Consider the following 21,532-nt stretch of genomic DNA (forward strand, 5'->3'; position numbering starts at 1 on the left):
GCGGTGCGGGCTGCGTGTCGCGGGGGCGGTCATTCCACCGCGGCCGGGGGCAGTTCCTCCCGCGCGCGGGGCACCGGCGGCGGCGGCACCCAGGGGCGCGCGCCGCGGAAGGCGCGGTCGGACACCACGCGCGCGGCCGCGCCGTCCAGCCACACCGCATGCGGCCCGTCGCGCCATACCGCGAAGCGGTCGACCACCTGGCTGCCGGCGCAGCGCCCGCGCACCGGCTCGGCCGAGACCACCACCGCGGCCTGGCCGCAGGCGTGCTCCGGCGCCTCCCCGCGCAGCAGGATCGCGACCGGGCCCTGCGGCGTGGCGCGCAGCCTGCACGCGCCGAGGGTGCCGCGGGCGCCGGCGCGGCAATCGATGGCGCCGGCCGCTGCGTCGCCCTCGCGCGGGAAGGGCTGCGCGCTGGCCAGCCCATGCGCGCGCAGCCAGGTGTCGCGCACCAGGTTCGACGCGCCCGATTGCCGCTGCAGCCAGAACCCGCCATCCGCCGCGAAGCCGACCAGCCGCGCATCGTTCGACACCAGCAGGTCGGGCGGGCGATGCAGCGAAGCGCTGGCCAGCCCCAGCGCCATCAGCGGCACCCCCGCCCAGCGCCAGCGCGCCCGCCACAGGCACAGCCACAGCATCCCGAAGGCGAAGCACATCACGCCCCAGGGCGGGATCGGCCGCGCCCCGGTGGCGGCACCGGGCCAGGAAGCGACCTCGCGCGCCACCATCAGCACCGCCTCGCACCCCCAGCCCATCACCGCCAGCGCCGGGCCATCGAGGCCGAGCGGCATCAGCAGCGCCGCCAGCATGGCGGCCGGCATCACCAGCACCGAGGTCAGCGGCACCGCCACCGCATTCGCCGCCACGCCATACCATTGCAGCCGGCCGAAATGCGCGAGGCCGAAGGGCGCCGTCGCCAGCCCCGCCAGCACCGAGGTCATCACCAGCCCCACGCCGAACACCGCCGCGCGCCGCCACCAGGCGCCGTCGCCGCGCAGCCGCTGCACCGGCGCGCGCAGGGCCTCCCACCCCGCCACCAGCGCGAGCACCGCGGCGAAGGACATCTGGAAGGACGGGCCCAGCAGCGCATCGGGGGCGAGCAGCATGACCGCAGCGGCCGCCAGCGCCAGGCCACGCAGCGTGACCGCGTGCCGCCCGGACAGCAGCGCCAGCGTCACCAGCACCGCCATCGCGAAGGACCGCTGCATGGGCACCTGCGACCCCGTCAGCAGCATGTAGAACCCGCCCGCGCCCAGCGCCGCGACCCCCGCCCAGACCTTGCCGTCGACGCGCAGCGCCAGCCAGCGCCAGCAGGCCACCAGCAGCCGCACCACCCAGAAGGTCACGCCCATCACGATGGCGATGTGCAGGCCGGAGACCGAGAGCAGGTGCGCCAGGCCGGAATCGCGCATCGCCGCCATGTCGGCGCGCGGGATGGCGGATTGCCCGCCGGTCAGCAGCGCCGCGGCGACCGCCCCGGCGGCACCGGGCACCGCCGCGGTCACCCGTGCCTCCATCGCGGCGCGCAGCCCCGACAGCGGCGGCGCGGCGCCGGCGGCGGGGGTGACCTCGGCCGGGCCGATGGCGAAGCCTGCGCCGCCCTGCCCGGCGAAATACGCCGCGCGCTGGAAGTCCCAGGCGCCGGGAAAGGCGGGGAGCGAGGGGGCACGTACCAGGGCGCGCAGGCTGATCCCATCCCCCGGGGCGGGGCGTGCGGGGTCGTTGGCGCGCAGGCGCACGCGGATGCTGCGGGGCTGCACCGCGTCCTGCGGCCCGAAGCGCACCTGGCCGAGCGTCACCCGCAGGCCTTCGGGCAGCAGGTCCACATCCTGGACGATGCCGCTCAGCACCACCGCGCGCAGCGGCGGGGCGATGACCGGCGGGGCGGCGGCGGCGTGCAGCAGCGCCGCGCCGAAGCCCAGCGCCGCGGCGGCCACCAGCCCGATCAGCCAGCCGGCATGCGGGGCGCGCGTCGCGACCAGCCAGGCCGCCACCACCAGCAGCGGCCCGGGTGCGACGGCCCAGAGCGGCGGTTCCTCGTGCAGCGTGAAGTAGCCCAGGATGCCGGCCCCCATCGCGACCGCGAGCCAGGGCGCGAGGCGGCCCCGCTCGCTGGCCAGCAGCAGGTCCATGCGCTGCCCCACGGCGACAAGGGCGGCGCCGATACGGCAGGCGGCATCTCGCGCGATGGTGCTGGACAGGAGCGCGTTCCACAACTCAGGCGTTCATCCTAGCCTGATCCGGCCAGGGCGCGGGAGGGTGTTGCGGGTTCACCGCGCCCGGGCGATCTGGTATCCGGGTGCCGTGCCGCAGGCGCTGGCGGCGTGGCGCCCGACGGGCCGGCGGCCCTGGCACCAGGCCCGCAGCCTCATGCCGCTGGATCAGCGGCGCCCTTCCCGACCGAGCCCAGGTGACATGACCGTCCGTACCCGCTTCGCCCCCTCGCCCACCGGCTACCTGCACATTGGGGGGGCGCGGACCGCGCTGTTCAACTACCTGTTCGCGCGCCACCACAAGGGCGCCTACCTGCTGCGCATCGAGGATACCGACAAGGAACGATCGACCCAGGCGGCGGTCGACCAGATCCTGGAGAGCCTGGCCTGGCTCGGGCTTTCCCCGGACGAGGCGCCGGTCTTCCAGGCCGCGCGAGAGGCACGCCATGCCGAGGTGGCGCATGCGCTGCTGGCGGCGGGCCGCGCCTATCGCTGCTGGGCGACGCCCGAGGAACTGACCCAGATGCGCGAGCAGGCCGCCGCCGAGGGCCGCCCGCCGCGCTACGACCGCCGCTGGCGCGACCGCGCGCCCGGCCCCGAGCAGGCGGGCAAGCCCTTCGTCATCCGCATCGCCGCGCCGCTGGAGGGCGAGACGGTGGTGGAGGACCTGGTGCAGGGCGAGGTGCGCGTGGGCAATGCGGAGCTGGATGACATGATCATCCTGCGATCGGACGGCTCGCCCACCTACCTGCATGCGGTGGTGGTGGACGACCACGACATGGCGATCACCCATGTCATCCGCGGCGACGACCACCTGACCAACACCTTCCGGCAATGCATGGTCTATGACGCGATGGGCTGGCGACGGCCGCATTTCGCCCACATCCCGCTGATCCACGGCGCCGATGGGGCGAAGCTTTCGAAGCGCCATGGCGCGGTGTCGGTGCTGGATTTCCGCGACCAGGGCTACCTGCCCGAGGCGGTGAACAACTACCTGCTGCGCCTGGGCTGGGGGCATGGCGACGAGGAGATCGTGCCCCACGACCGCGCGGTCGAATTGTTCGACATCAAGGATGTGGGGCGCTCCGCGTCGCGCATGGACTACGCGAAGCTCACGCACCTGAACGGCGTGTACCTGCGCCAGGCGGATGATGCGCGGCTGACGCGCGCGGTGCTGGAGATTCTGGCCAAGCGCGGCGTGCTGTTCGGCACGGATGGTGCGGAGCGCGTCGCGATGCTGATGCCGGACCTGAAGGAACGCGCGCGCACGCTGGAGGAACTGGCGGGATCCGCCGCCTTCGCCGCGCATGAAAGCCTGCCGGCGATCGACGAGAAGGCGCTGGCCGCGCTGACGCCCGAGGCGCGCGCGCGCCTCGCGGACCTGGCGGAGTTCCTGAGCGCCGCGCCCTGGGAGAAGGCCGACCTCGAGCAATGGCTGCGCGATTATGCCGAGGTGAAGGGGGTGAAGCTGAAGGACATCGCCCAGCCGCTGCGCGCCGCGCTGTGCGGCAGCCTGATGAGCCCGCCGATCAATTCGGTGCTCTGGGCGCTGGGGCGGGATGAGAGCCTGTTGCGGATCACGACGGCGGCGGCGCTGGCATAGCGGGAGGATCAGCCGAAGGGGTTCAGCACGCCGACGCCGAGACCCCCGACGTCGCGGGCACTGCGCGTCACCAGCGTGAGGCCGTGAACATCCGCGGGCACAGCCATCAGCGCATGGATCACCGGCACCTTCCGCCCGCGGCAAGGCGCCCCAGCGTTCCGCCACCCGCGCATCGATGCCGAGGATGCGCGGGCCGAAGCCGGCCACGAGCGTGGCGAGGCAGGCCTCGGTCGTGGTGGGGCGGGGCAGGTCCCGCCGTGCGAGGGCGCCGATGCCGCGCCGGATCTCGCCCAGCAAAAGCACGCTGAGGAACAGGTCGTGTTCCTCCACGCCGGCCCACCAGGCGGAAATGGCGGGATGGCAGCGCGGCCCCTTCCTGACCTCCGAGATGATGTTGGTTTCGACCAGCCAGGTCACAGGTCGCTGTCGCGGCCCGTGTCGCGCGGGCGCTCAAGGTCGAGCCCGTCGAGCGATACGGCGGCCAGCAGCGCCTTGAGCCCGGCCGCCGATGCGAAGCGGCGGCGCAGATCCGCGCGCGCGGTCTCGGCTTGCGCCGCATCGGCCAAGGCGGCGGCGACGGCGCGCAGCGGCGGCGTGTCCTCCTGCCGGACCTGCACCTCGACACGCCGCAGGCAGAGGCTGCGCTGGCGCAGGCGGTCGTGGACGAGAGCGGTGGCGGGGGCGGGGCCGTCGTGGCGGTTCATGTTTCCGGAAATCTATCCGGAAACTCTGAAAGGCAGGCCCAATCCCCGCGCAACCGTCAACCGCCGGTGATCCGCCACGCCAGCATCCCCTCGCGCTTCATCCGCGCGAAACGGTCCCAGCCCGCCAGCGCGCCCGCCAGCAATTCACCCCAGGCCGCCAGCATCGCGGGATGCGGCGCCACGATGCCGCGCAGCAGGGCGATGCGCTCGCGCGTCACGACAACGCTGCCATCGGGCTGCGCTTCGGCGTGCGCCGCATCGCCCTCCGCTTCCGCCAGCGCGACCATGAACCCTGCGAAGTCCCGCGCGCCCAGCGCTGCGGCCGTCGCATGGACATGCTGCATGCCGATCAGCCGCGCCGCGTGGCCGAGCAGCGCGCCACCGGCCTCGGCGCCGAACACGTCGAACGCCGCCGCCAGCGTGGTGCGGCAATAGGTCATGGCATAGCCGCGCTTCGCCCTGGCCACACGGTCTTCCGGCCAATCGGACGATGGTAGGCGTGGCGCGGCGGCGGCATCGAAGCGGGGCATCGTCTCGTGCTTCGCGAAGCGCAGACGGTCGGGTTCGGCCAGCGCGTGGTCATGTTCGACGTAGTAGCCCTCGAGCCCCGGATCCCCATCCACCGTCTGCCCGGTGCACACGAAGCCGAGGCCAGGGCAGCCCAGCATCACGCCGTTGTTCGCGTGCCAGCCGCGCAGCATGGCGGCGTTCACCTCGGAGGGGATGGCGCAGATGGTGGCGCCCGGCCAGATCCAGCGCGGCGGCGGGTAGCGGATCCAGGCCTGCCGTGGCGACTCCTCGACATATTCGACGCCGACGCCGCCGATGAAGTTCGACAGGTAGTGGTAGCGCGCCGCGGCCACCGCCGGCGGCAGGCCATCGAGGCCGAGCTTGCGCAGGCCGGGCAGGAAGGTCTCCGCCTGCTGGCGGCGGAACACGGCGAAGACCAGCGCCGCCGCATCCGCCGGGCCGCGCCGCGCGACGGCCGCCAGCACGATCCCGGTGAACCAGGCGTGGTACCAGTCGGCCACGGCCTCCATTGCCGCACGGTCGGTCACGCGCTGCCCCTTGCAGATCGCGCGCCGCTGCCCATCCATGGGCGCAGTCCAGGGAAGGCCACCGCCATGTTCGTCGCCGCCAACCGCTTCCGCGTCATCCCCGACCAGGCGCCCGCCTTCGAGCAGGCCTGGCTGACGCGCGAGAGCCACCTGCACGAGGTGCCCGGCTTCGTCACCTTCCACCTGCTGAAGGGCGCGCAGGCCGCGGACCACATCCTCTATTCCTCCTTCACGCTCTGGCAGTCGAAGGAGGCCTTCGAGGGCTGGACGCGGTCCGAACAGTTCCGCCGCGCCCATGCCGGCGCCGGCGCCGTGTCCAAGCCGACCACCCTCGGCCCGCCGCAATTCGAGGGCTTCGAGGTGCTGCAGACCATCGGCGCCTGAAGCCCTCGGCGCCTGCGCTGCAACGCCGCCGCCGCCGCCTTGCCTTTGCGAACATCGCCACCCGGTCGCATGCGCCGATCCGATCGGGACCTGGCCTAGTCGGCGCGCACGCCGGCGCGCTGGATCACGCCGCCCCATTTCTCGTTCTCGGCGCGCAGGAAGGCGCCGAATTCCGCCGCGGTATTGCCGCCCGGGATCGCCCCCTGGTCGTGCAGAGCACGGCGGATCCCGGGGTCGTTCAGCGCGCCGGCCAACGCGCCGTGCAGCCGGTCCAGCACGGGTTGCGGCGTGCGGGCGGGGGCCACGAAACCATGCCAGTTGTTGGCGTCCACGCCGGGCAGCCCGACCTCCGCCATGGTCGGCACGTCCGGGATCCATTCCAGCCGCTGCTGCGTGCCGACCGCCAGCGCGCGCAGCGCACCGCTGCGGATATGCGGCAGCAGGATCGGCAGGTCGGCGAAGCCCAGCTGCACCTCGTTCTGCAGGATGGCCAGCGCCAGCGGCGCGCCGCCGCGATAGGACACATGCGTGATGTCGATGCCCGCCGCCATGCGGAACAGCTCGCCCGCCAGGTGCGGCATGCTGCCCGACCCTGCCGAGCCGTAGTTCAGCCGCCCCGGCTGCGCCTTCGCCGCCGCCACGAGGTCCGCCACCGTGCGGAAGGGGGCGGCGGCGGGCACCACCAGCGGTTCGGGCACCAGCACCGCCAGTGTCAGCGGCGCCAGGTCGCGCAGCGGATCATAGGGCGTGCCGCGGTCCAGCCGCGGCGAGATGGCAAGCCCGCCCGCGCTGCCGATGCCGATGGTGTATCCGTCGGGTGCGGCCTTAGCGACCGCGTCCACGCCGGTCACGCCGCCGGCGCCGGCGCGGTTGTCCACCACGATTGGCTGGCCCAGCGTCGCCGCCATGCGCGGTGCCAGCAGCCGCACCACGATGTCGGACGGGCCGCCGGCCGCGAAGGGCACCACCACGCGGATCGGGCGGTCGGGCCAAGCGGCGTGCGTTGGCGCCTGCGCCAGGGCGGGCAGTGGCAGGGTGGCGGCCAGCAACAGCGTGCGGCGGTTCATGCGGTGTCTCCCCCGGCGCGCAGCGGGCGCCGCGCGTGGGCCGAGCATCGCCGAGAACCTCGCGCGGCGGAAGCGTCAGCGCGGATGGCGCTGTGGGATCAGGCGCGTCGCGACATACGTCAGCGTGCCGAGGTCGGGGCGCTCGATCCGCCCATGGCACAGCACATGGGTGCGGCACAGCAGGTCATCGATGGCGCGGCGATCGGCGTGGCTGTGGAATTCCAGGTGGATCACATGCGCCTGCGCCACACGGTCGCCGAGCGCGCCCAGGATGGCCAACTCGGCGCCTTCGGTGTCGATCTTGATGAGGTCGAAGCCGGGCAGGTCGTGCTGCGCGGCGAGTTCGCCGGCGAAGGCACCGGCGTGGCGCAGCTGCACTGCCGCCGACTGCGCCGGCACGCCGTCGTACTTCATCGGGAACAGCGAACTGAGCACGGAGATCCGTGCCGCGTTGAAATGCGCCACGGTGTCGCGTTCGAACAGGCCGAGGTTGAAGGCGCGGCAATTGCCGATGCGTTCTGCGTTGCCGGCGAGGATGGCGAAGGACTCAGGGTCGGGTTCGACGCAGAATATCGCGGCATTCGGATACATCAGCCGGAAGAAGCCCGACGAGAAGCCGGTATGCGCGCCGATGTCGAGCACCACGCGCGGCGGGGCGATGCCCGGCACCGGCGCATAGACACGGTCGTGGAAGATCTCGCGGATGACCAGCGCGCTGGAGGAATCGTCGCGCCCGACCAGGTCGAGCCCATGATCGCCCCGCTTGAAATGGGTGGTCTTGAGCGGCGTGCCGGCGGCTTGCATGGCGGCAGGATGCAGCGCCAGATGGCCGGCGGCAAGACGAACGGCCGAGGGGGAAGGACCATGCGGATCGCCCGCGTCACCACGCATCACCACCGCACGGACTTCACCTATGGCGCCAGCGCCGGCGGCGTCGGCGGCAACCTGCATCTGCGCGCCATGGACACGCTGCTGGTGCGGATCGAGACCGAGGACGGGCTGCATGGCTGGGGCGAGGGCTTCGGCTTCACCCTGGTCGAGACGACGAAGGATGCGATCGATCGGCTGATCGGCCCGGCCTGCATCGGGCAGGATGCGACGGACATCGCCGCGCTGATGCGGATGCTGGCGCGCCGCTTCCACAATTTCGGCCGCAACGGGCCGGTCAGCTTCGCCCTGTCGGCGATCGACATCGCGCTGTGGGATATCCGCGCCAAGGCGGCGGGCGCGCCGCTGCATGCGCTGCTGGGCGATGCCGCGCGCGCATCGGTGCCGGCCTATGCCTCGTTGCTGCGCTATGGCCAGCCCGATGACGTCGCGCGCAACGTGACCGAGGCACTGTCGCGCGGCTATCGCCACATCAAGCTGCATGAATTCGACCTGCGCTGCATCCGCGCGGCGCACCTGGCCGCACCGTCGACGCCGCTGATGCTCGACATCAATTGCGTCTGGAACACCGAGCACGAGGCGGCGCAATTCTGCGAGGATGTCGAGGGCCTGAACGCCGCCTGGGTCGAGGAACCGATCTGGCCGCCCGAGGACATCCCCGCCATCGCGCGCATCCGCGCGGCATCGCCGGTGCCGATCGCGGCGGGCGAATGCAACGGCACGGTGGAGGATTTCTGCCGGATGTTCGAATTGCGCGCGGTGGATGTGGCGCAGCCGTCGATCACCAAGATCGGCGGCCTGTCCGCCATGCTGGAGATCGCCGAGCTGGCGCGCGAGGCCGGCGTGCGGTTGGTCCCGCACTGCCCCTATTTCGGCCCGGGGTTGCTGGCGACGCTGCATTTCCTCGCCGCCATGCCGGAGGCCGAGCCGATCGAGATCTACTTCGCCGACCTGGCGCGGCCGGCCTATCCGGCGCTGGTGCCGCGCGACGGCGCCATCGCCGTGCCGGGCGCGCCGGGCCTGGGCTTCGAGCCCGACCTCTAGCGGTTCTTCCAGTCGGGCTTGCGCTTCTCGGCGAAGGCCTTCGGGCCCTCGATGTAGTCCTCGCTGTCGCGGTTGCGCTGCTGGGCGGGGAACATGGTGCCGATCGCCTCGCGCAGGGTCGGCGCATCCATGCCGTCATAGACGCATTGCTTGGACGCCCGCACCGCCAGCGGTGAGCATTCCAGGATCAACGCCGCCCAGCGCTTCGCACCCGCCAGCGCCTCGCCTGCCGGCACCACCTCGTTGACGAAACCGAGTGCGAAACCCTCCGCCGCCGGCACGCGCCGCCCGGTCAGGATCATGCCGAGCGCCTGCTTCTGGCCGATCATGCGCGGCAGGCGGTGCACGCCCCCTGCCCCGGCCACCAGGCCGACGCGCGGTTCGGGCAGCGCGAAGACGGCGTTCTCGGCCGCGACGATCAGGTCGCAGGCCAGCGCGATCTCGAAGCCGCCGCCCATGGCGATGCCGTTCACCGCGGCGATCAACGGCTTGTCCAGGTCGAAGCGCGTGGTCAGCCCCGCGAAGCCCGAGGCCGGCGTCGGCCCGCGTTTGCCCGCCGCCTGCACCTTCAGGTCATTGCCGGCGGAAAAGGCGCGGTCGCCGGCGCCGGTGACGATGCCCACCCACAGATCGTCGCGCGCGGCGAAGTCGTCCCAGACCTGCGCGAGTTCGACATGCGCCTCGCTGTGCAGCGCGTTCATCACCTCGGGGCGGTTCAGCGTGACGATGCGCAGGCGGCCTTCATCGGCCACGGTGCAGAAACGGTGCTGGGTCATGCCTCGATCCTGTAGAAGCGGGCGGCGGAGCGGTGGAACAGGTCGGCCTTCGCCTCGGCCGAGGCACCCGCCGCCAGCCGCTTGAAGGCGTTCCAGCCGGCGGCATAGCCGAAGCCGCCCTTGTCGACCGGGAAGTTGCTCTCGAACATGCAGCGGTCGGTGCCGAACATCTCGATGATCGGCTCCATCCAGGGCCGCCAGGCATCGGCGAGCTGCTGCGAGGAGGGCGCCGCCGCGCCCTGCTCCAGCCCGAAGCCCGGCAGGCGCATCCCCAGCCCGCCGCACTTCACCATCACGTTCGGGCAGGCGGCGAGTGCGCGCATGTTCGCCGACCACGCCGCGAAGACCTCGTGGCGCCTGCCCGCATAGCCGCGGATGCCCAGCACCCCGCCGCAATGGTTCAGCACGATCGGCACCTCGGGATGCGCCTGCGCCAGGCGCACCAGGCGCGGGATCTGGTGGAAATACAGCCAGGCCTCGAAGGACAGGCCGCGCTTGCCCAGTTCCGCGAAGCCGGCGCGGAAGCCGGGCGTGTCGAGCATGTCCTCGGCCGGCGTATAGGCGGGGTTCAGCATCTCGGGATCAGGGTCCCAGGTGGCGGAGTGCCGGATGCCGCGGAAGCGGCCATTGCCGGCGGCGAGATGCGCGTCCAGCACCGCGCCCGCCGCGGCGCCCAGCGTCAGGTCGGCATGGCCCACGATACCCGCGCAGACGCGCACATCGCCGTAGAACCCGCTCTCGCACATCGCGGCGATGCCGGCGGCGAATTGCGTCTCGCCGACCGGGCGCAGTTCCACCGGCCCATCGGCGCGGTGGAAGGCGCGCGCCTGCACCAGCACGGTGGCGCGCACGTCGTGGCCGGTGCGGATATCGGCCAGGATCTCATCGAGCAGATACCGCCAGCCCGGGCGGTCCCACAGGTGGTGGTGCGGGTCGATGATGCGCTGGCCGGGGTCGAGGATTTCCTCCTGGCAGGTGGCCAGCCAGTCCTCGCGGACGGGAAGGTAGTGGACGCTCATGCGGCCCTCCGTGGCGGCGACAGGCTCGGCCGCGTGTTGAGCGTGGCGGGTTCGAAGCCGGCCAGGCGCTTGTAGTGGGTGGCGATCTCGCTGCGTTCGGCCATCGGCATCACCGACTCGATGTCGGCGAAGCCGTCGGGGGCGCGGGATTCCGCGATGTCGAGCACGACATCCGGGCCGTCGCCGCGCGTCGCGTGCAGCAGCGCGGCGGTGGCCGGGCGGCGGATGGCCTCGTAGGCGTGCAGTGCGGCGACCGGGTCGGCCTGCGTCGCGAGGTGCAGCGCCAGCGTGCGCGCATCGAGGATGGCCTGCGACGACCCGTTCGATCCGATCGGATAGAGCGGATGCGCCGCATCGCCCAGCAGCGTGACGCGCCCATGCGTCCAGCGCGGCAGCGGGTCGCGGTCCACCATGGGAAATTCATAGATGGATTGCGCGGTGCGGATCAGCGCCGGCACGTCGAGCCAGTCGAAGCGCCAGTCCTCGAAGCGGTCGACGAAATCCTCGATGGCGCCGGGGCGGTTCCAGTCCTCGCGCTTCCAGTCCTGGTTGGGGTCGACGCGCAGCTCGGCGATCCAGTTGGTCAGCTTGCGGCCATCGGGCAGGTCGGCGATCGGGTAGACGACGAATTTCTCGTCGCGATTGCCGGCCACCGCCATGGTCGCGCCGGTCAGGAAGGGATCGGCGATGGAGGTCGCGCGCCACAGGATCGCGCCGTTCCAGATCGGCACGCCTTCATTCGGGTAGAAGCGCGTGCGGGCGGCGGAATGGATGCCGTCGGCGGCGATCAGCACGTCGCCTTGCGCGGTGCGGCCATCCTCGAAGCGGGCGGTGACGCGGGTGGTGTCCTCGGCAAAATCCGCCAGCCGCGCGCCGAGGTGGATGCGGTCGCTGCCCAGCCTTTCGCGTGCGACATCAAGCAGCAGCAGGTGCAGCCGGCCGCGATGGATCGAGACCTGCGGCCAGGTGTAGCCGGCGTGCCGCCCGCGCGGTTCGGACCAGATCATCTGCCCGAAGCGATTGGCGTAGGCGAGTTCGCGCGTGACGATCCCCGCCGCCGCGACACGGTCCTGCAGCCCGAGCTCCGTCAATTCGCGCATGGCGTGCGGCAGCACGTTGATGCCCACGCCGAGGGGACGGATCTCGGTCGATTGTTCGAAGACGTCGACCTCGATCCCTGCCGCGTGCAGCGACAGCGCCGCCACCAGCCCGCCGATCCCCCCGCCTGCGATGATGACGCGCATCGCTCCCCTCCCGTTTCGTGCTTTGCAGGATAAGGTGCCTTCCCTGCCCCGGCGAGTGGTCCCCGCGGTCCAGGGGGCCGTCGTCCCCTGGTGGGGGAGTTCGAGGGGGCAAAGCCCCCTCGAGGACCCTTCCCATGCCCCGCACCATCCTGATCACCGGCGCCGCCGGCGGCATCGGCCTGGCGATGGTCGATGCCGTGCTGGCGGCCGGCCACTGCGTCGCCGCGCTCGACCGAGACATCGCCGGCCTGCCCGTGCATGACCGGCTGCACCCGATCCTGGCGGATCTCGGGACCGAGGCCGGCTGCCGCGATGGCGTGGCTGCTGCCGTCGCGCATTTCGGGCGCATCGACGCGCTGGTAAACAATGCCGGCATCGGCGTGTCGTCCTTGCGCCCCGATGCCGAGACGCGCCTGCCGGCGATCGAGGAGCTGGACGCCGCCGCCTGGGACCGCTTCTTCGCCATCAACGTGCGTGCGCCGATGCTGCTGCTGCGCGCCGTGCTGCCGATGATGCGTGCTGCCGGCTGGGGGCGCGTGGTGAACAACACGACATCCTTCCGCACCATGCTGCGCGTGCTGCCCTATGGCGCGACCAAGGCGGCGCTGGAGGCGGCCTCGGCGGTGTGGGCGCAGGAGCTCGCGGGCAGCGGTGTCACGGTGAATGTGCTGATCCCGGGCGGGCCGACCGACACGCCCTTCATCGGCGCGGAGAGTGGCTGGTCGCGCGATGCCATGCTGAAGCCCGCCATCATGGGCCCGCCGCTGGCCTGGCTGCTGTCGGATGCGGCCGGTGGCTTCACCGGCCAGCGCATCATCGCCGCGCGCTGGAATGGCGACCCGGCAGCACCCGGCGTGGTGCGCCCGATCGGCTGGCCGGAGCTGGGGGCCGATGCGGTCTGGCTGCAGGGCGCGCGCTGATTCACCTTGCGGCAAGGCATCTGCGCGACCATGGCGCCACCATGCCGCGCGACCCTCTCTCCACCCTGGCCCGCCTGCGCGCGATCGAGGTCGAGGCCGCGCGCCGTCGCCTGTCGGAAGCGCGCGGCGCCCTGGCGCGCCAGCAGGATGCCGCCGCGGCCGCCGAGGCCGCCCTGCGCAACGAGGCACCCGACGCGACCGGGGCGACCTACGGCGCCTTCCTGGCCCGCGGGCTGGCCGTGCGCCACGCACAGGCCGCGGCCGTGGCGCGCGCCGAGGCCGCGCTGGAAGCCGAACGCGACGCCCTGGCCGGCGCACGGCGCGCCGAGAAGGTGCTGGACCTGCTGCGCGACCGCCGCGCCCAGGCCGAGCGGCGCGACGCGCTGCGCCGCGACCAGGCCCGGCTGGAGGATGCGCTGTCGCCGGAATAGCGCGCTGCCCGTGCGCCCTGGTGCGGAGCCCCGCCCCTTGGTTCCACGGGCGTCTCCATGCGGCCGAAGCCCGGTCGTGCGCCGCGTTGAACATCCAGCAGCCGGGACGATCCCGCCGGGCGTGCTGGCCCGCAACACGGCGCGTGCCGCCATCGACGCCACCGTGGCGCGGTTCCACTGGACCGGGCGCTGCAGTAGATTGCGCGTTCCGGGAGGAAGAATCGCATGAACCGCATCCATCGCCGCGCCCTGCTAAGCGCGGCCAGCCTGCCGCTGCTGCCCATCGCAGCCCGGGCGCAGTCCGACTACCCGAACCGGCCGGTCCGCATCATCGTGCCCTTCCCGCCCGGCCAGGCCTCCGACATCATCACGCGCCTGGTCGCCGATGAACTCTCGCGCCGCTGGCCGCAGCGCGTGGTGGTCGAGAACCGCGCCGGCGGCGCCGGTGCGCCGGCGCTCGAAGCCGGCGCGCGCGCGCCGGCCGATGGCTACACGCTGACCGCCGGGACATCGGGAACGCTGGGCGTGAATCCCTCCGTCATGCAGCGCGTGCCCTACGACGCTGAGCGCGATTTCGCCGCCATCAGCAATGTCGCGATGGTGCCGCTGCTGGTGATCGCGCATCCGTCGGTGCCGCAGCACACCATGCAGGCACTGGCGGCGGAAGCGCGCGCACGGCCGGGCGCGCTGGACATGGCCTCGGCCGGGCCGGCCACGTCGCAGCACATGGCGGCGGAACTGCTGATGATGCGCGCCAATATCCGCTTCAACATCGTGCACTACCGCGGGTCGGGCCCGGCCATCGCCGACGTCATCGCGGGCAACGTGAAGCTGATGACGGATTCCGTGGCGTCGTCCCTGCCGCATATCCGCGAGGGGCGCGTGCGCGCCATCGCGCTGTGCAGCGCCCGGCGCGTGCCGCAACTGCCCGACGTGCCGACCATCGCCGAGACGCTGGTGCCAGGCTACGCCACGGCGGGCTGGACCGGGCTGGTGGCACCCACCGGCACGCCGGCCGACATCATCCGGCGCATCAACACCGACGTCGTCGCCATCCTGCGCGAACCGGCCATCGCCAACCGCATCCTCAGCATGGGGGCGGTGCCCGATCCGATGACGCCGGAGGAGTACGCGGCGTTCATCCGCAACGAGATCGCGACCTTCCGGGAAGTGGCGCGCGCCGCCAACGTGAGGCTGGAAGGCTAAAAGAAAGGTCGGGGGAGGGAACTCCCCCGATCCCCCGCCCATTTTTTGGAACTCAGGGGCGCGGCAGGACGCGGCAGGCTTCGTCGGCGGCGCGGGCCAGCAGGATCATGCGGCGGGCGGCCACGGCGCCCGCGGCGGCCTCGCCGGCGATGTGCTCGGCCAGTTTCGAACTCAGCAGGCCACGCACGGCGGCATCCACGGCGACATCGGTCGCAGCCACCGTCGCGGCATCCACCGCGACACGGCGCAGCAGCGCCAGGGTGCCGGCAATGCCGGGGCGGAAGCCGTGCAAGGCGGCCACCTGCCGCACCAGCCGCAATCCACGCCAGACAAAGATCAACGCATCCGCGGCCGGCGAGGGGCTGACCGCGGTGACCGCGAAGGCCTGTACCGCGGCGGCACGGCCCAGCGCGGCGGCGTCCTGCGCGATGGGCGCCAGCGTCCTGGCCTCGACCAACGCGACGACAGCATCAATCGGCGCGGCGGCGATGTCGTTCGTGCGCGCGCGCCCAGGCGGCAATCGCGCCTGCCAGGCCACCAGCTCCGACCGCAGCCCCGCCACGTCGCCACGCGCGGCGGCGGCGCGCGCACGATCGACCGTGCGCAGGGCCAGGTAGCCGTGCATCTCCCGCCAGATCGCCGCGAAAACGAGGCCGAATCCGCCCGTCGCAACCGCCAGCGTGACCCAGCCAAGCCAGGCCGCGCGCGCGAACTGCGCGGCGACGAAATTGCCGGCTTCCAGGACCGAGAAGCCGAGCACCAGCACCGCCGCCCCCGCCCCCACGAGCGCGACGGACGACCAGCCGCGACCAGGCGGCAGAGCGACCGGCGCGACCGCCCGGTCCCAGCCGAAGTCCAGCCGCGGCAAGGGCTTGGCGCCCTCGTCGAGGATCACGCGCGGGCGGGCGCGGGTGGCGCCCTGCGTGGTCGTTGCCGTAGCGCCTGCATCCTCGGCGACGACGCGCGGCTGATGGCGTTCCACGGCGGCTTCACCGCCGCGATCGCCCGGCGCATCGGTGATCACGCGCGGCCGAACCAGCCCTCCGGGGCCTTCGCCCCTGCGGCCATCGGGCGCGCTTTCAGTGTGGCGCGGCCGATTCAGCCCTCCGGGGCCTTCGCCCCTGCGGCCATCGGGCGCGCTTTCAGCGTGGCGCGGCCGATTCAGCCCTCCGGGGCCTTCGCCCCTGTGGCCATCGGGCGCGCTTTCAGTGTGGCGCGGCCGATTCAGCCCTCCGGGGCCTTCGCCCCTGCGGCCATCGGGCGCGCTTTCAGCGTGACGCGGCCGATTCAGCCCTCCGGGGCCTTCGCCCCTGCGGCCATCGGGCGCGCTCACAACGCGTCCCCGATCAACCAGGCGAGCAGCGCATCCAGGCCCATATGCGGCATGCCGCTGGCCCCGGCGGGGTCGAGCCGTGGCGGGCGGAACTCCGGCATGGTGAACAGGCCGGCATCCCAGAAGGCAGGTTCGGGCGGTTTCATCGGCACCTCGCCCGGATAGATGGTGGCGCCGACGCCGTTCTCCAAAAGCACCCCGCGCACGGCCGCGACGGCATGGCCCTCGAGGCGCGCGACGGCATCCTCCGTGCAGCGGATGGCAGCAAGCGCGTGGAACGACACCGCCGCCCCCGACTGCTCCGCCCGACCGCGCGCGCCGACCGTGATGTGCTCCACCAGCGCCGCCAGCGCATCGCGCGCGCGCGCCGGCACGTGGTCCGCCTTGGTGGCGGCGAAGGCCACACGCGTGGGCGCCGCGCCAAGCAGCCGTTCCAGCCAATTGGCGCCCGAGACCACCGAGGCGATGGCGGACAGCGCATCGCCGGTGTCGTGGAAGGCTTCCTCCCCGGCATGCAGCGCACCCAGCACATCGACCAGCACGACCTGGCGATGGAAGCGCGCGAAGAAGGGGTCGAGGAAGGTCGCCCGCTGGTCCGCGAGATACGCATCGAAGCGCCGCGCGCAGAGCTGCGCCAGCCCGCCCTGCGCGGTGGCCGGCAGCGGGAAGAACCACAGCAGCGGCGCTTCCCCGCGCGGCCCGGGATTGAGGAAGCGCCCGGGCTGGAGGAAGCGCAGCCCGAGCCCGTCGCGACACTCGCGCAGCATGTCGCGGTACAGCGTGTAGCCGCGCTTCGCGAGCGCATCCTCGGCGGCCGCGTCATCCGGCAGGCCATCCAGGAAGGCGAGGAATTCCGCCGCCGCGCCGGCGCGGATGCCGCGCTTCAATCGCGCCAGCGTCTCCTCGGACCACGTCGAGAAATCCTGGCGCAGCATCGGCAGGTCGAGCAGCCATTCGCCCGGGTAGTCGATCAGGTCGAGCGTGATGCGCCGTTCCGGCAGCATGCCGCCGAGCGAGCTGCGGCGCTCGACGTCGATGGCGATCGACAGGGTCGAGAAATCCTCGGTGCGTTCGGGCCAGCGCGGCGGATCCGCGGCGAGCGCAGCCAGGTGCGCGTCCGGGTCGAAGCGCGGCACCGTCTCGGTCCCGGCGGGCACCACGAAGACACGGCGGATGCGCCCGCCCGCGGCGTCGCTGAGCACCGGCAGCGTGCGCGCCCCGCGCCCGGCGGCGACCAGGTTCGCGATCAGCGATGTCAGGAACACGGTCTTGCCCGCGCGTGACAGGCCGGTGACCGCGAGACGGATGCGCTCGCGCCCGACCAGCGCCCGCGCGGCATCCTCGGTGGTGTCGAGGAGGCCGCGCAGCAGGGAGAGCGGGTCCATCCCCGCCTGCCGCTACCGCTGGATCAGCTCGATCTTGTAGCCGTCCGGGTCTTCCACGAAGGCGATGATGGTGGTGCCGAACTTCACCGGCCCGGCCTCGCGCGTGACCTTGCCGCCGCCATTGCGGACCGCCTCGCAGGCCGCCGCGACATCGGGCACGCCGACCGCCAGGTGGCCGAAGGCATTGCCCTGGTCGTAGGAGTCGACACCGTAGTTGTAGGTCAGCTCGATCTCGCCCTGGCCTTCCTTGTTGCCTTCGCCATAGCCCAGGAAGGCCAGCGTGTACTTGCCATCCGGCACGTCGCGCCGGCGCAGTTCCGTCATGCCGAGCAGAGTGGTGTAGAAGGCGATGGAACGGTCGAGGTTGCCCACCCGGATCATGGTGTGCAGGAAGCGGCCCGTGGTCATGTCGTCGATCCTTCCGAATATTCCGCGGGGTCGAAGGACAGCAGGAAGATCCCGGCCGCCGCCGCCCGCGCGATGGTTGCGTCACGCTCCAGAAGGATGGTGCCGCCGGCCTCGAAGGCCAAGCCGCGCAGCCCCGCTTCCCGCGCGCCATCGACCGTGCGCGGCCCGATGGTCGGCAGGTCCGCCAGGCGCGACTGGCCGGGCTTGAGCGCCTTCACCAGAACGCCGCCGGGGCCCTCGCGTTGCAGGGCGCCGGCGCGGGCCAGCATCGCGTCGGTGCCCTCGATGGCTTCGACCGCCAGCACCAGGCCCTGCTGCACGACGCAGCCCTGGCCGACATCGACGGCACCGAGCGCCCGGCACACCGCCAGGCCGCGCTGGATGTCGGCGCGCGCCAGGTCGTCCGGCACCGGGCCGGCCAGGTGCGCCGCCGCCGGCAGCAACCCGCCCAGCACCTGCTGCGCGCCCAGCACCTCGAACCCGTCCTCGGCGAGCACCTTCATCACCGCGCGCAGGATGGAATCATCGCCGGTGAAGGCGGCGCGGCCGATCCGCGCCAGCAGCTTCACCCCCGCCGCGTCGGGCCGCAGCGACAGGATCGAAGGCCGCGCCACGGTGCCCGCCAGCACCACCTGCCGCACCCCCTGCGCCTTCAGCCAGGCCAGCATCGTGGCCGCCAGGCCCCAGCGGAAGGCCTGCGCCGGGAAGCGCGGATAGGCCCGCGGGTCGCCATGGCTTTCGAGCACGGCGACCACCACCGGGCGGCCGGTGGCGGCGACCGCCTCCGCCACGCGCACGGGCAGCAGCCCGCCGCCGGCGATGATGCCCAAGGGGGCGTCGCTGGGGCCGGGGGTCACGACCCCTCCCCGTTCTCCTCATCCGTGCCGCCGAGCTCCGGCGCCGCCATGCGGCCGGGCCGCACGAGCTGGCGCCGGCGCGAGGGGTCGCGCACGAAGGCGAGCAGTTCCTGCACCAGCGCATCCTCGACGAAGCGCGCCGCGGCCTCATCGAGCTTCGCGGCGAATTCGCCCGGGTCCTTGAACAGCATGGTGTGGACGGCGCGCAGCGCCCGCAGCTGGTCGCGCGTGGCACCGCGGCGCAACAGCCCGATCCGATTGAAGCCGACCAGTCGCGCCGGCACGCCGAACACGTAGCCGAAGGGCGGGATGTCGTTGGTCACGCCCGACATGCCGCTCACCATCGCGAGGCGGCCGACGCGCACGGTCTGGTGCACCGCCGCGCCGCCGCCGATGAAGGCGCCGGGGCCGACCTCGACATGGCCGCCGAGCATGACGTTGTTGGCGAGGATCACGCCGTCGCCCAGCACGCAGTCGTGCGCGACATGCGAGGCCGCCATCAGCAGGCAGTTGGCACCCACCACCGTCACGTCCGCCCCGCCCACGCTCGCGCGGTGCACGGTCGCACCCTCGCGCACCAGCGTGCCGGCGCCGATCTCGCAGCGTGTCGGCTGATCGCGGTACTTCAGGTCCTGCGGCGCCATGCCGATGGTGGCGAAGGGGAAGACCCGCACGCCACGGCCCAGCCGCGTGTGGCCGTCGACCACGACATGGGCGATGAGTTCGACATTGTCCTCGAGCACGACGTCGGCGCCCACCACGCAGCCGGGGCCGATCCGGCAGCCCTGCCCGATGACGGCGCCCGGGGCGACCGCCGCGGTGGGATGGATCTGCGTCATGCTCAGCGATCCAGGATCATGGCGGCGTAGGTGGCCTCGGCGACGACCTTGCCGTCCACCTTGGCCTCGGCCTCGAACTTCCAGATGTTGCCGCGCTGGCGCTGCTTGACGACATGCACGCGCATCTGGTCGCCCGGCACCACCGGCTTGCGGAACTTCGCATTGTCGACGGTCATGAAATACACGAGCTTGCCGGCCCAGCTGGGGCCGAGCGTCTCGACCACCAGCACCGCCGCGGTCTGCGCCATGCATTCGATGATCAGCACGCCGGGCATCACCGGCATGGTCGGGAAATGGCCCTGGAAGAAGTTCTCGTTGATGGTGACGTTCTTGATGCCGATGCAGGAGACGTCCTTCACCAGCTCCACCACCCGGTCCACCAGCAGGAAGGGGTAGCGGTGCGGAATCGCGTGCATGATCTGCGCGATGTCGTAGGTGCCGACCTCGCCGGCCTTGCTGGTGTCCTCGGTCGTCATGCCGCCCCGCCCGTCTTGTCGTTCGCTGACTTCGCACCCCCTGGGGGCGCCACCTGGCGTCGCAGCCAGGCGAAGGCCTTGAGCGTCTCACGCGCCGGCCAGGCGGGGCTGCCCACCACGTCGATGCCGGCGGGCACGTGGTTCATCACCCCTGCCTGCGCGCCCACGCGCGCGCCATCGCCCAGCGTGATGTGCCCGGTGATGCCGGCCTGCGCGGCGATCACCACGTAGTTGCCCAGTTCCGACGACCCGGCGATGCCGGCATGCGCCACGATCACGCAGCCGCGACCGGTCTTCACGTTGTGGCCGACCTGCACCAGGTTGTCGAGCCGCGTGCCCGGCCCCAGCACGGTATCCCCGCCCGCGCCGCGATCCACGCAGGCATTGGTGCCGATCTCGACACCATCGCCCAGCAGCACGCGGCCGACCTGCGGCACCGTCACGTGCTCGCCCGCCTTGGTCGTGACGAAGCCGAAGCCCTCATTGCCGACGCGGGCGCCTTCGTGCAGCACCACGCCCTTGCCGGCGATGCAGTGCAGCAGGCTGGCATGGGTCCGCAGGATCGACCCGGCCCCGAGCACGCAGCCCGGCCCCACCACGGCATGCGGGTGCAGGATGCACCCCGGCCCGATCTCCGCCCCCGCGCCGACCACCACGAAGGGGCCTATCTCGCAGCCCTCCCCGATGGTCGCGTCGGCAGCGATGACGGCGCTGGGGTGGATGCCGGGCACCGGCGCCGGGCGCGGATGGAACAGCGCGGCCACGCGCGCGAAGGCGAGCTGCGGCGCATCGACCACCAGCGCCGCACAGCCGGCGGGAACCTCGGCCACGGCCTCGGCGGCCACAAGCACGGCGCCGGCGCGGGTTTCGCGCAGCGCCGCGAGATGGCGCCGGCCCTCGCAGAAGGCGATGTCCTGCGCGGCCGCCAGCGCCAGCGGCGCGACGCCCGCGATGCTCCGCCCGTCCTCGGCGGCAAGGTGCGCGCCCGCAGCCTCGGCGATCGCCGCGAGGCTCAGCGGGCCGCGCGCGGGAAAGAAGCGGGGGTCCGCCCCCACGATCAGTTCCGCCGCGGCGGCTGCGCCGGGCGCGCCGGCGCCTGGGCGGGCCGCGCCGGAGGCGTCTCGCCGGCCTCGGGCGGCAAGGTCACGCTCGGGATCATGCGGTTGAGCTGCGCGGCGACTTCCTCGGTCAGGTCGAATTGCGGCTCGTTGAAGATGACCAGCGGGCGCGGGATCACGATGTTCACGCTGCGGCTGGAGGCAACCTGGCGGATCACCACGCCCAGCGCCTGCTCGATCTCGCGCAGCGCGGTCTGGGCCAGTTGCTCGATGCCGGCGGCGCGGTCGCGCAGCGTGCGCTGGCTGTCGGTGATGCGGTCCTGCAGGTCGCGCTCGCGGTTGCGCAACTGCTCGGGCGACAGCGAGGCGCGTTCCGTGGCCAGCCGCTGCTGCTCGTCGCGCCAGCGCTGCTGTTCGCGCTGCAGGTCCTCGTTCAGCCGCGCGCGGCGCGTCTCGATCGCCTCGCGCACCTGGGTGAAGGCCGAGGAGACGCGCTGGATCTCGGGCACGTCGACGATGCCGATCACGGCGGCGGGCGGCGGCTGGCCCGGCGCCAGCGGGGGCGGCGTGGGCGCCGGGCGCTGGGCCGGGGCCTGCGCGGGGCGCTGCGGCGGCTGCGCGG

Annotated in this window: 22 protein-coding genes; 6 read left to right on the forward strand and 16 right to left on the reverse strand. The window is 72.7% G+C overall.

Annotated elements, in window-relative coordinates; all coding sequences use genetic code 11:
• Window positions 1-29: 29 nt before the first annotated feature.
• Complete coding sequence (locus LQ222_RS18475; protein ID WP_230168314.1) at window positions 30-2,213, reverse strand: ComEC/Rec2 family competence protein; 2,184 nt, start codon at window positions 2,211-2,213, stop codon at window positions 30-32.
• A gap of 199 nt (window positions 2,214-2,412) precedes the next feature.
• Here LQ222_RS18475 and gltX point away from each other — a divergent pair, with 199 nt between their 5' ends.
• Entirely contained in the window at window positions 2,413-3,813 is a 1,401-nt protein-coding gene (gene gltX, locus LQ222_RS18480; protein WP_230168315.1) for a glutamate--tRNA ligase, read from the forward strand.
• Window positions 3,814-4,226: 413 nt separating this feature from the next.
• Here gltX and LQ222_RS18485 read toward each other — a convergent pair whose 3' ends face one another.
• Window positions 4,227-4,517, reverse strand: a complete 291-nt coding sequence (locus LQ222_RS18485) for a hypothetical protein (RefSeq protein ID WP_230168316.1) — start codon at window positions 4,515-4,517, stop codon at window positions 4,227-4,229.
• Window positions 4,518-4,573: 56 nt separating this feature from the next.
• Window positions 4,574-5,575: a hypothetical protein gene (locus LQ222_RS18490; RefSeq protein ID WP_230168317.1), complete on the reverse strand. Its 1,002-nt coding sequence runs from the start codon at window positions 5,573-5,575 to the stop codon at window positions 4,574-4,576.
• Window positions 5,576-5,641: 66 nt separating this feature from the next.
• Between LQ222_RS18490 and LQ222_RS18495 the strand changes: the two genes are divergently transcribed.
• On the forward strand, window positions 5,642-5,959 hold the full coding sequence (locus LQ222_RS18495; protein ID WP_230168318.1) for an antibiotic biosynthesis monooxygenase: 318 nt from the start codon (window positions 5,642-5,644) through the stop codon (window positions 5,957-5,959).
• 95 nt (window positions 5,960-6,054) lie between these two features.
• Here the strand turns inward: LQ222_RS18495 and LQ222_RS18500 are convergent, their stop codons facing one another.
• On the reverse strand, window positions 6,055-7,026 hold the full coding sequence (locus LQ222_RS18500) for a tripartite tricarboxylate transporter substrate binding protein (protein WP_230168319.1): 972 nt from the start codon (window positions 7,024-7,026) through the stop codon (window positions 6,055-6,057).
• 75 nt (window positions 7,027-7,101) lie between these two features.
• Entirely contained in the window at window positions 7,102-7,830 is a 729-nt protein-coding gene (locus LQ222_RS18505; RefSeq protein WP_230168320.1) for an FkbM family methyltransferase, read from the reverse strand.
• Between the two features lie 60 nt (window positions 7,831-7,890).
• Here LQ222_RS18505 and LQ222_RS18510 point away from each other — a divergent pair, with 60 nt between their 5' ends.
• Complete coding sequence (locus LQ222_RS18510) at window positions 7,891-8,958, forward strand: mandelate racemase/muconate lactonizing enzyme family protein (RefSeq protein WP_230168321.1); 1,068 nt, start codon at window positions 7,891-7,893, stop codon at window positions 8,956-8,958.
• Here LQ222_RS18510 and LQ222_RS18515 read toward each other — a convergent pair.
• Genes LQ222_RS18515 through LQ222_RS18525 form a run of 3 tightly spaced genes read right to left on the reverse strand, consistent with a single transcriptional unit; the run spans window position 8,955 to window position 11,997 of the window.
• A complete protein-coding gene (locus LQ222_RS18515) occupies window positions 8,955-9,734 on the reverse strand; it encodes an enoyl-CoA hydratase-related protein (RefSeq protein ID WP_230168322.1) in 780 nt (259 codons plus the stop codon). The genes LQ222_RS18510 and LQ222_RS18515 overlap by 4 nt on opposite strands.
• Complete coding sequence (locus LQ222_RS18520; RefSeq protein WP_230168323.1) at window positions 9,731-10,753, reverse strand: amidohydrolase; 1,023 nt, start codon at window positions 10,751-10,753, stop codon at window positions 9,731-9,733. Before LQ222_RS18520 ends, LQ222_RS18515 begins: the two co-directional genes overlap by 4 nt.
• Window positions 10,750-11,997 carry a flavin-dependent oxidoreductase gene (locus LQ222_RS18525; RefSeq protein ID WP_230168324.1) on the reverse strand — a complete coding sequence of 416 codons (1,248 nt, stop codon included), beginning with the start codon at window positions 11,995-11,997 and terminating at the stop codon, window positions 10,750-10,752. Before LQ222_RS18525 ends, LQ222_RS18520 begins: the two co-directional genes overlap by 4 nt.
• A 134-nt stretch (window positions 11,998-12,131) precedes the next feature.
• On the opposite strand from LQ222_RS18525, the gene LQ222_RS18530 reads away from it, so the two are divergent.
• The 3 genes from LQ222_RS18530 (at window position 12,132) to LQ222_RS18540 (ending at window position 14,554) form a co-directional block, all read left to right on the forward strand.
• Window positions 12,132-12,917 carry an SDR family NAD(P)-dependent oxidoreductase gene (locus LQ222_RS18530; RefSeq protein WP_230168325.1) on the forward strand — a complete coding sequence of 262 codons (786 nt, stop codon included), beginning with the start codon at window positions 12,132-12,134 and terminating at the stop codon, window positions 12,915-12,917.
• 41 nt (window positions 12,918-12,958) lie between these two features.
• A complete protein-coding gene (locus LQ222_RS18535; protein ID WP_230168326.1) occupies window positions 12,959-13,348 on the forward strand; it encodes a flagellar FliJ family protein in 390 nt (129 codons plus the stop codon).
• A gap of 225 nt (window positions 13,349-13,573) precedes the next feature.
• Window positions 13,574-14,554, forward strand: a complete 981-nt coding sequence (locus LQ222_RS18540) for a tripartite tricarboxylate transporter substrate binding protein (RefSeq protein WP_230168327.1) — start codon at window positions 13,574-13,576, stop codon at window positions 14,552-14,554.
• A 52-nt stretch (window positions 14,555-14,606) separates the two neighbouring features.
• On the opposite strand, the gene LQ222_RS18545 is transcribed toward LQ222_RS18540, so the two are convergent.
• The 8 genes from LQ222_RS18545 to LQ222_RS18580 form a co-directional block, all read right to left on the reverse strand.
• Window positions 14,607-15,536, reverse strand: a complete 930-nt coding sequence (locus LQ222_RS18545) for a DUF697 domain-containing protein (RefSeq protein ID WP_230168328.1) — start codon at window positions 15,534-15,536, stop codon at window positions 14,607-14,609.
• 347 nt (window positions 15,537-15,883) lie between these two features.
• Entirely contained in the window at window positions 15,884-17,272 is a 1,389-nt protein-coding gene (locus tag LQ222_RS18550) for a YcjX family protein (protein ID WP_230168329.1), read from the reverse strand.
• A gap of 12 nt (window positions 17,273-17,284) precedes the next feature.
• Window positions 17,285-17,680, reverse strand: a complete 396-nt coding sequence (gene gloA / locus LQ222_RS18555) for a lactoylglutathione lyase (RefSeq protein ID WP_230168330.1) — start codon at window positions 17,678-17,680, stop codon at window positions 17,285-17,287.
• Complete coding sequence (locus tag LQ222_RS18560) at window positions 17,677-18,537, reverse strand: LpxI family protein (protein WP_230168331.1); 861 nt, start codon at window positions 18,535-18,537, stop codon at window positions 17,677-17,679. Before LQ222_RS18560 ends, gloA begins: the two co-directional genes overlap by 4 nt.
• Window positions 18,534-19,376 (reverse strand): acyl-ACP--UDP-N-acetylglucosamine O-acyltransferase, encoded by an 843-nt coding sequence (gene lpxA / locus LQ222_RS18565; protein WP_230168332.1) that lies wholly within the window; start codon window positions 19,374-19,376, stop codon window positions 18,534-18,536. Before lpxA ends, LQ222_RS18560 begins: the two co-directional genes overlap by 4 nt.
• Window positions 19,377-19,378: 2 nt before the next feature.
• Window positions 19,379-19,852: a 3-hydroxyacyl-ACP dehydratase FabZ gene (gene fabZ / locus LQ222_RS18570; RefSeq protein WP_230168333.1), complete on the reverse strand. Its 474-nt coding sequence runs from the start codon at window positions 19,850-19,852 to the stop codon at window positions 19,379-19,381.
• On the reverse strand, window positions 19,849-20,907 hold the full coding sequence (gene lpxD / locus LQ222_RS18575; protein ID WP_230168334.1) for a UDP-3-O-(3-hydroxymyristoyl)glucosamine N-acyltransferase: 1,059 nt from the start codon (window positions 20,905-20,907) through the stop codon (window positions 19,849-19,851). Before lpxD ends, fabZ begins: the two co-directional genes overlap by 4 nt.
• A 2-nt stretch (window positions 20,908-20,909) precedes the next feature.
• The coding region (locus tag LQ222_RS18580) for an OmpH family outer membrane protein (RefSeq protein ID WP_230168335.1) at window positions 20,910-21,532 on the reverse strand (623 nt) is incomplete at its 5' end.

It is taken from the genome of Roseomonas sp. CECT 9278, assembly GCF_918698155.1.
Taxonomy (GTDB): domain Bacteria; phylum Pseudomonadota; class Alphaproteobacteria; order Acetobacterales; family Acetobacteraceae; genus Neoroseomonas.

Bases quoted from the DNA above. Each gene is read 5' to 3' on its own strand.
- LQ222_RS18520 (WP_230168323.1), bottom strand. From the start codon at position 10,753: ATGAGCGTCCACTACCTTCCCGTCCGCGAGGACTGGCTGGCCACCTGC.
- LQ222_RS18500 (WP_230168319.1), bottom strand. From the start codon at position 7,026: ATGAACCGCCGCACGCTGTTGCTGGCCGCCACCCTGCCACTGCCCGCC.
- LQ222_RS18525 (WP_230168324.1), bottom strand. From the start codon at position 11,997: ATGCGCGTCATCATCGCAGGCGGGGGGATCGGCGGGCTGGTGGCGGCG.
- lpxA (WP_230168332.1), bottom strand. From the start codon at position 19,376: ATGACGCAGATCCATCCCACCGCGGCGGTCGCCCCGGGCGCCGTCATC.
- LQ222_RS18535 (WP_230168326.1), top strand. From the start codon at position 12,959: ATGCCGCGCGACCCTCTCTCCACCCTGGCCCGCCTGCGCGCGATCGAG.
- LQ222_RS18540 (WP_230168327.1), top strand. From the start codon at position 13,574: ATGAACCGCATCCATCGCCGCGCCCTGCTAAGCGCGGCCAGCCTGCCG.
- LQ222_RS18550 (WP_230168329.1), bottom strand. From the start codon at position 17,272: ATGGACCCGCTCTCCCTGCTGCGCGGCCTCCTCGACACCACCGAGGAT.
- LQ222_RS18505 (WP_230168320.1), bottom strand. From the start codon at position 7,830: ATGCAAGCCGCCGGCACGCCGCTCAAGACCACCCATTTCAAGCGGGGC.
- LQ222_RS18530 (WP_230168325.1), top strand. From the start codon at position 12,132: ATGCCCCGCACCATCCTGATCACCGGCGCCGCCGGCGGCATCGGCCTG.
- LQ222_RS18485 (WP_230168316.1), bottom strand. From the start codon at position 4,517: ATGAACCGCCACGACGGCCCCGCCCCCGCCACCGCTCTCGTCCACGAC.
- LQ222_RS18515 (WP_230168322.1), bottom strand. From the start codon at position 9,734: ATGACCCAGCACCGTTTCTGCACCGTGGCCGATGAAGGCCGCCTGCGC.
- gloA (WP_230168330.1), bottom strand. From the start codon at position 17,680: ATGACCACGGGCCGCTTCCTGCACACCATGATCCGGGTGGGCAACCTC.
- LQ222_RS18495 (WP_230168318.1), top strand. From the start codon at position 5,642: ATGTTCGTCGCCGCCAACCGCTTCCGCGTCATCCCCGACCAGGCGCCC.
- gltX (WP_230168315.1), top strand. From the start codon at position 2,413: ATGACCGTCCGTACCCGCTTCGCCCCCTCGCCCACCGGCTACCTGCAC.
- LQ222_RS18510 (WP_230168321.1), top strand. From the start codon at position 7,891: ATGCGGATCGCCCGCGTCACCACGCATCACCACCGCACGGACTTCACC.
- fabZ (WP_230168333.1), bottom strand. From the start codon at position 19,852: ATGACGACCGAGGACACCAGCAAGGCCGGCGAGGTCGGCACCTACGAC.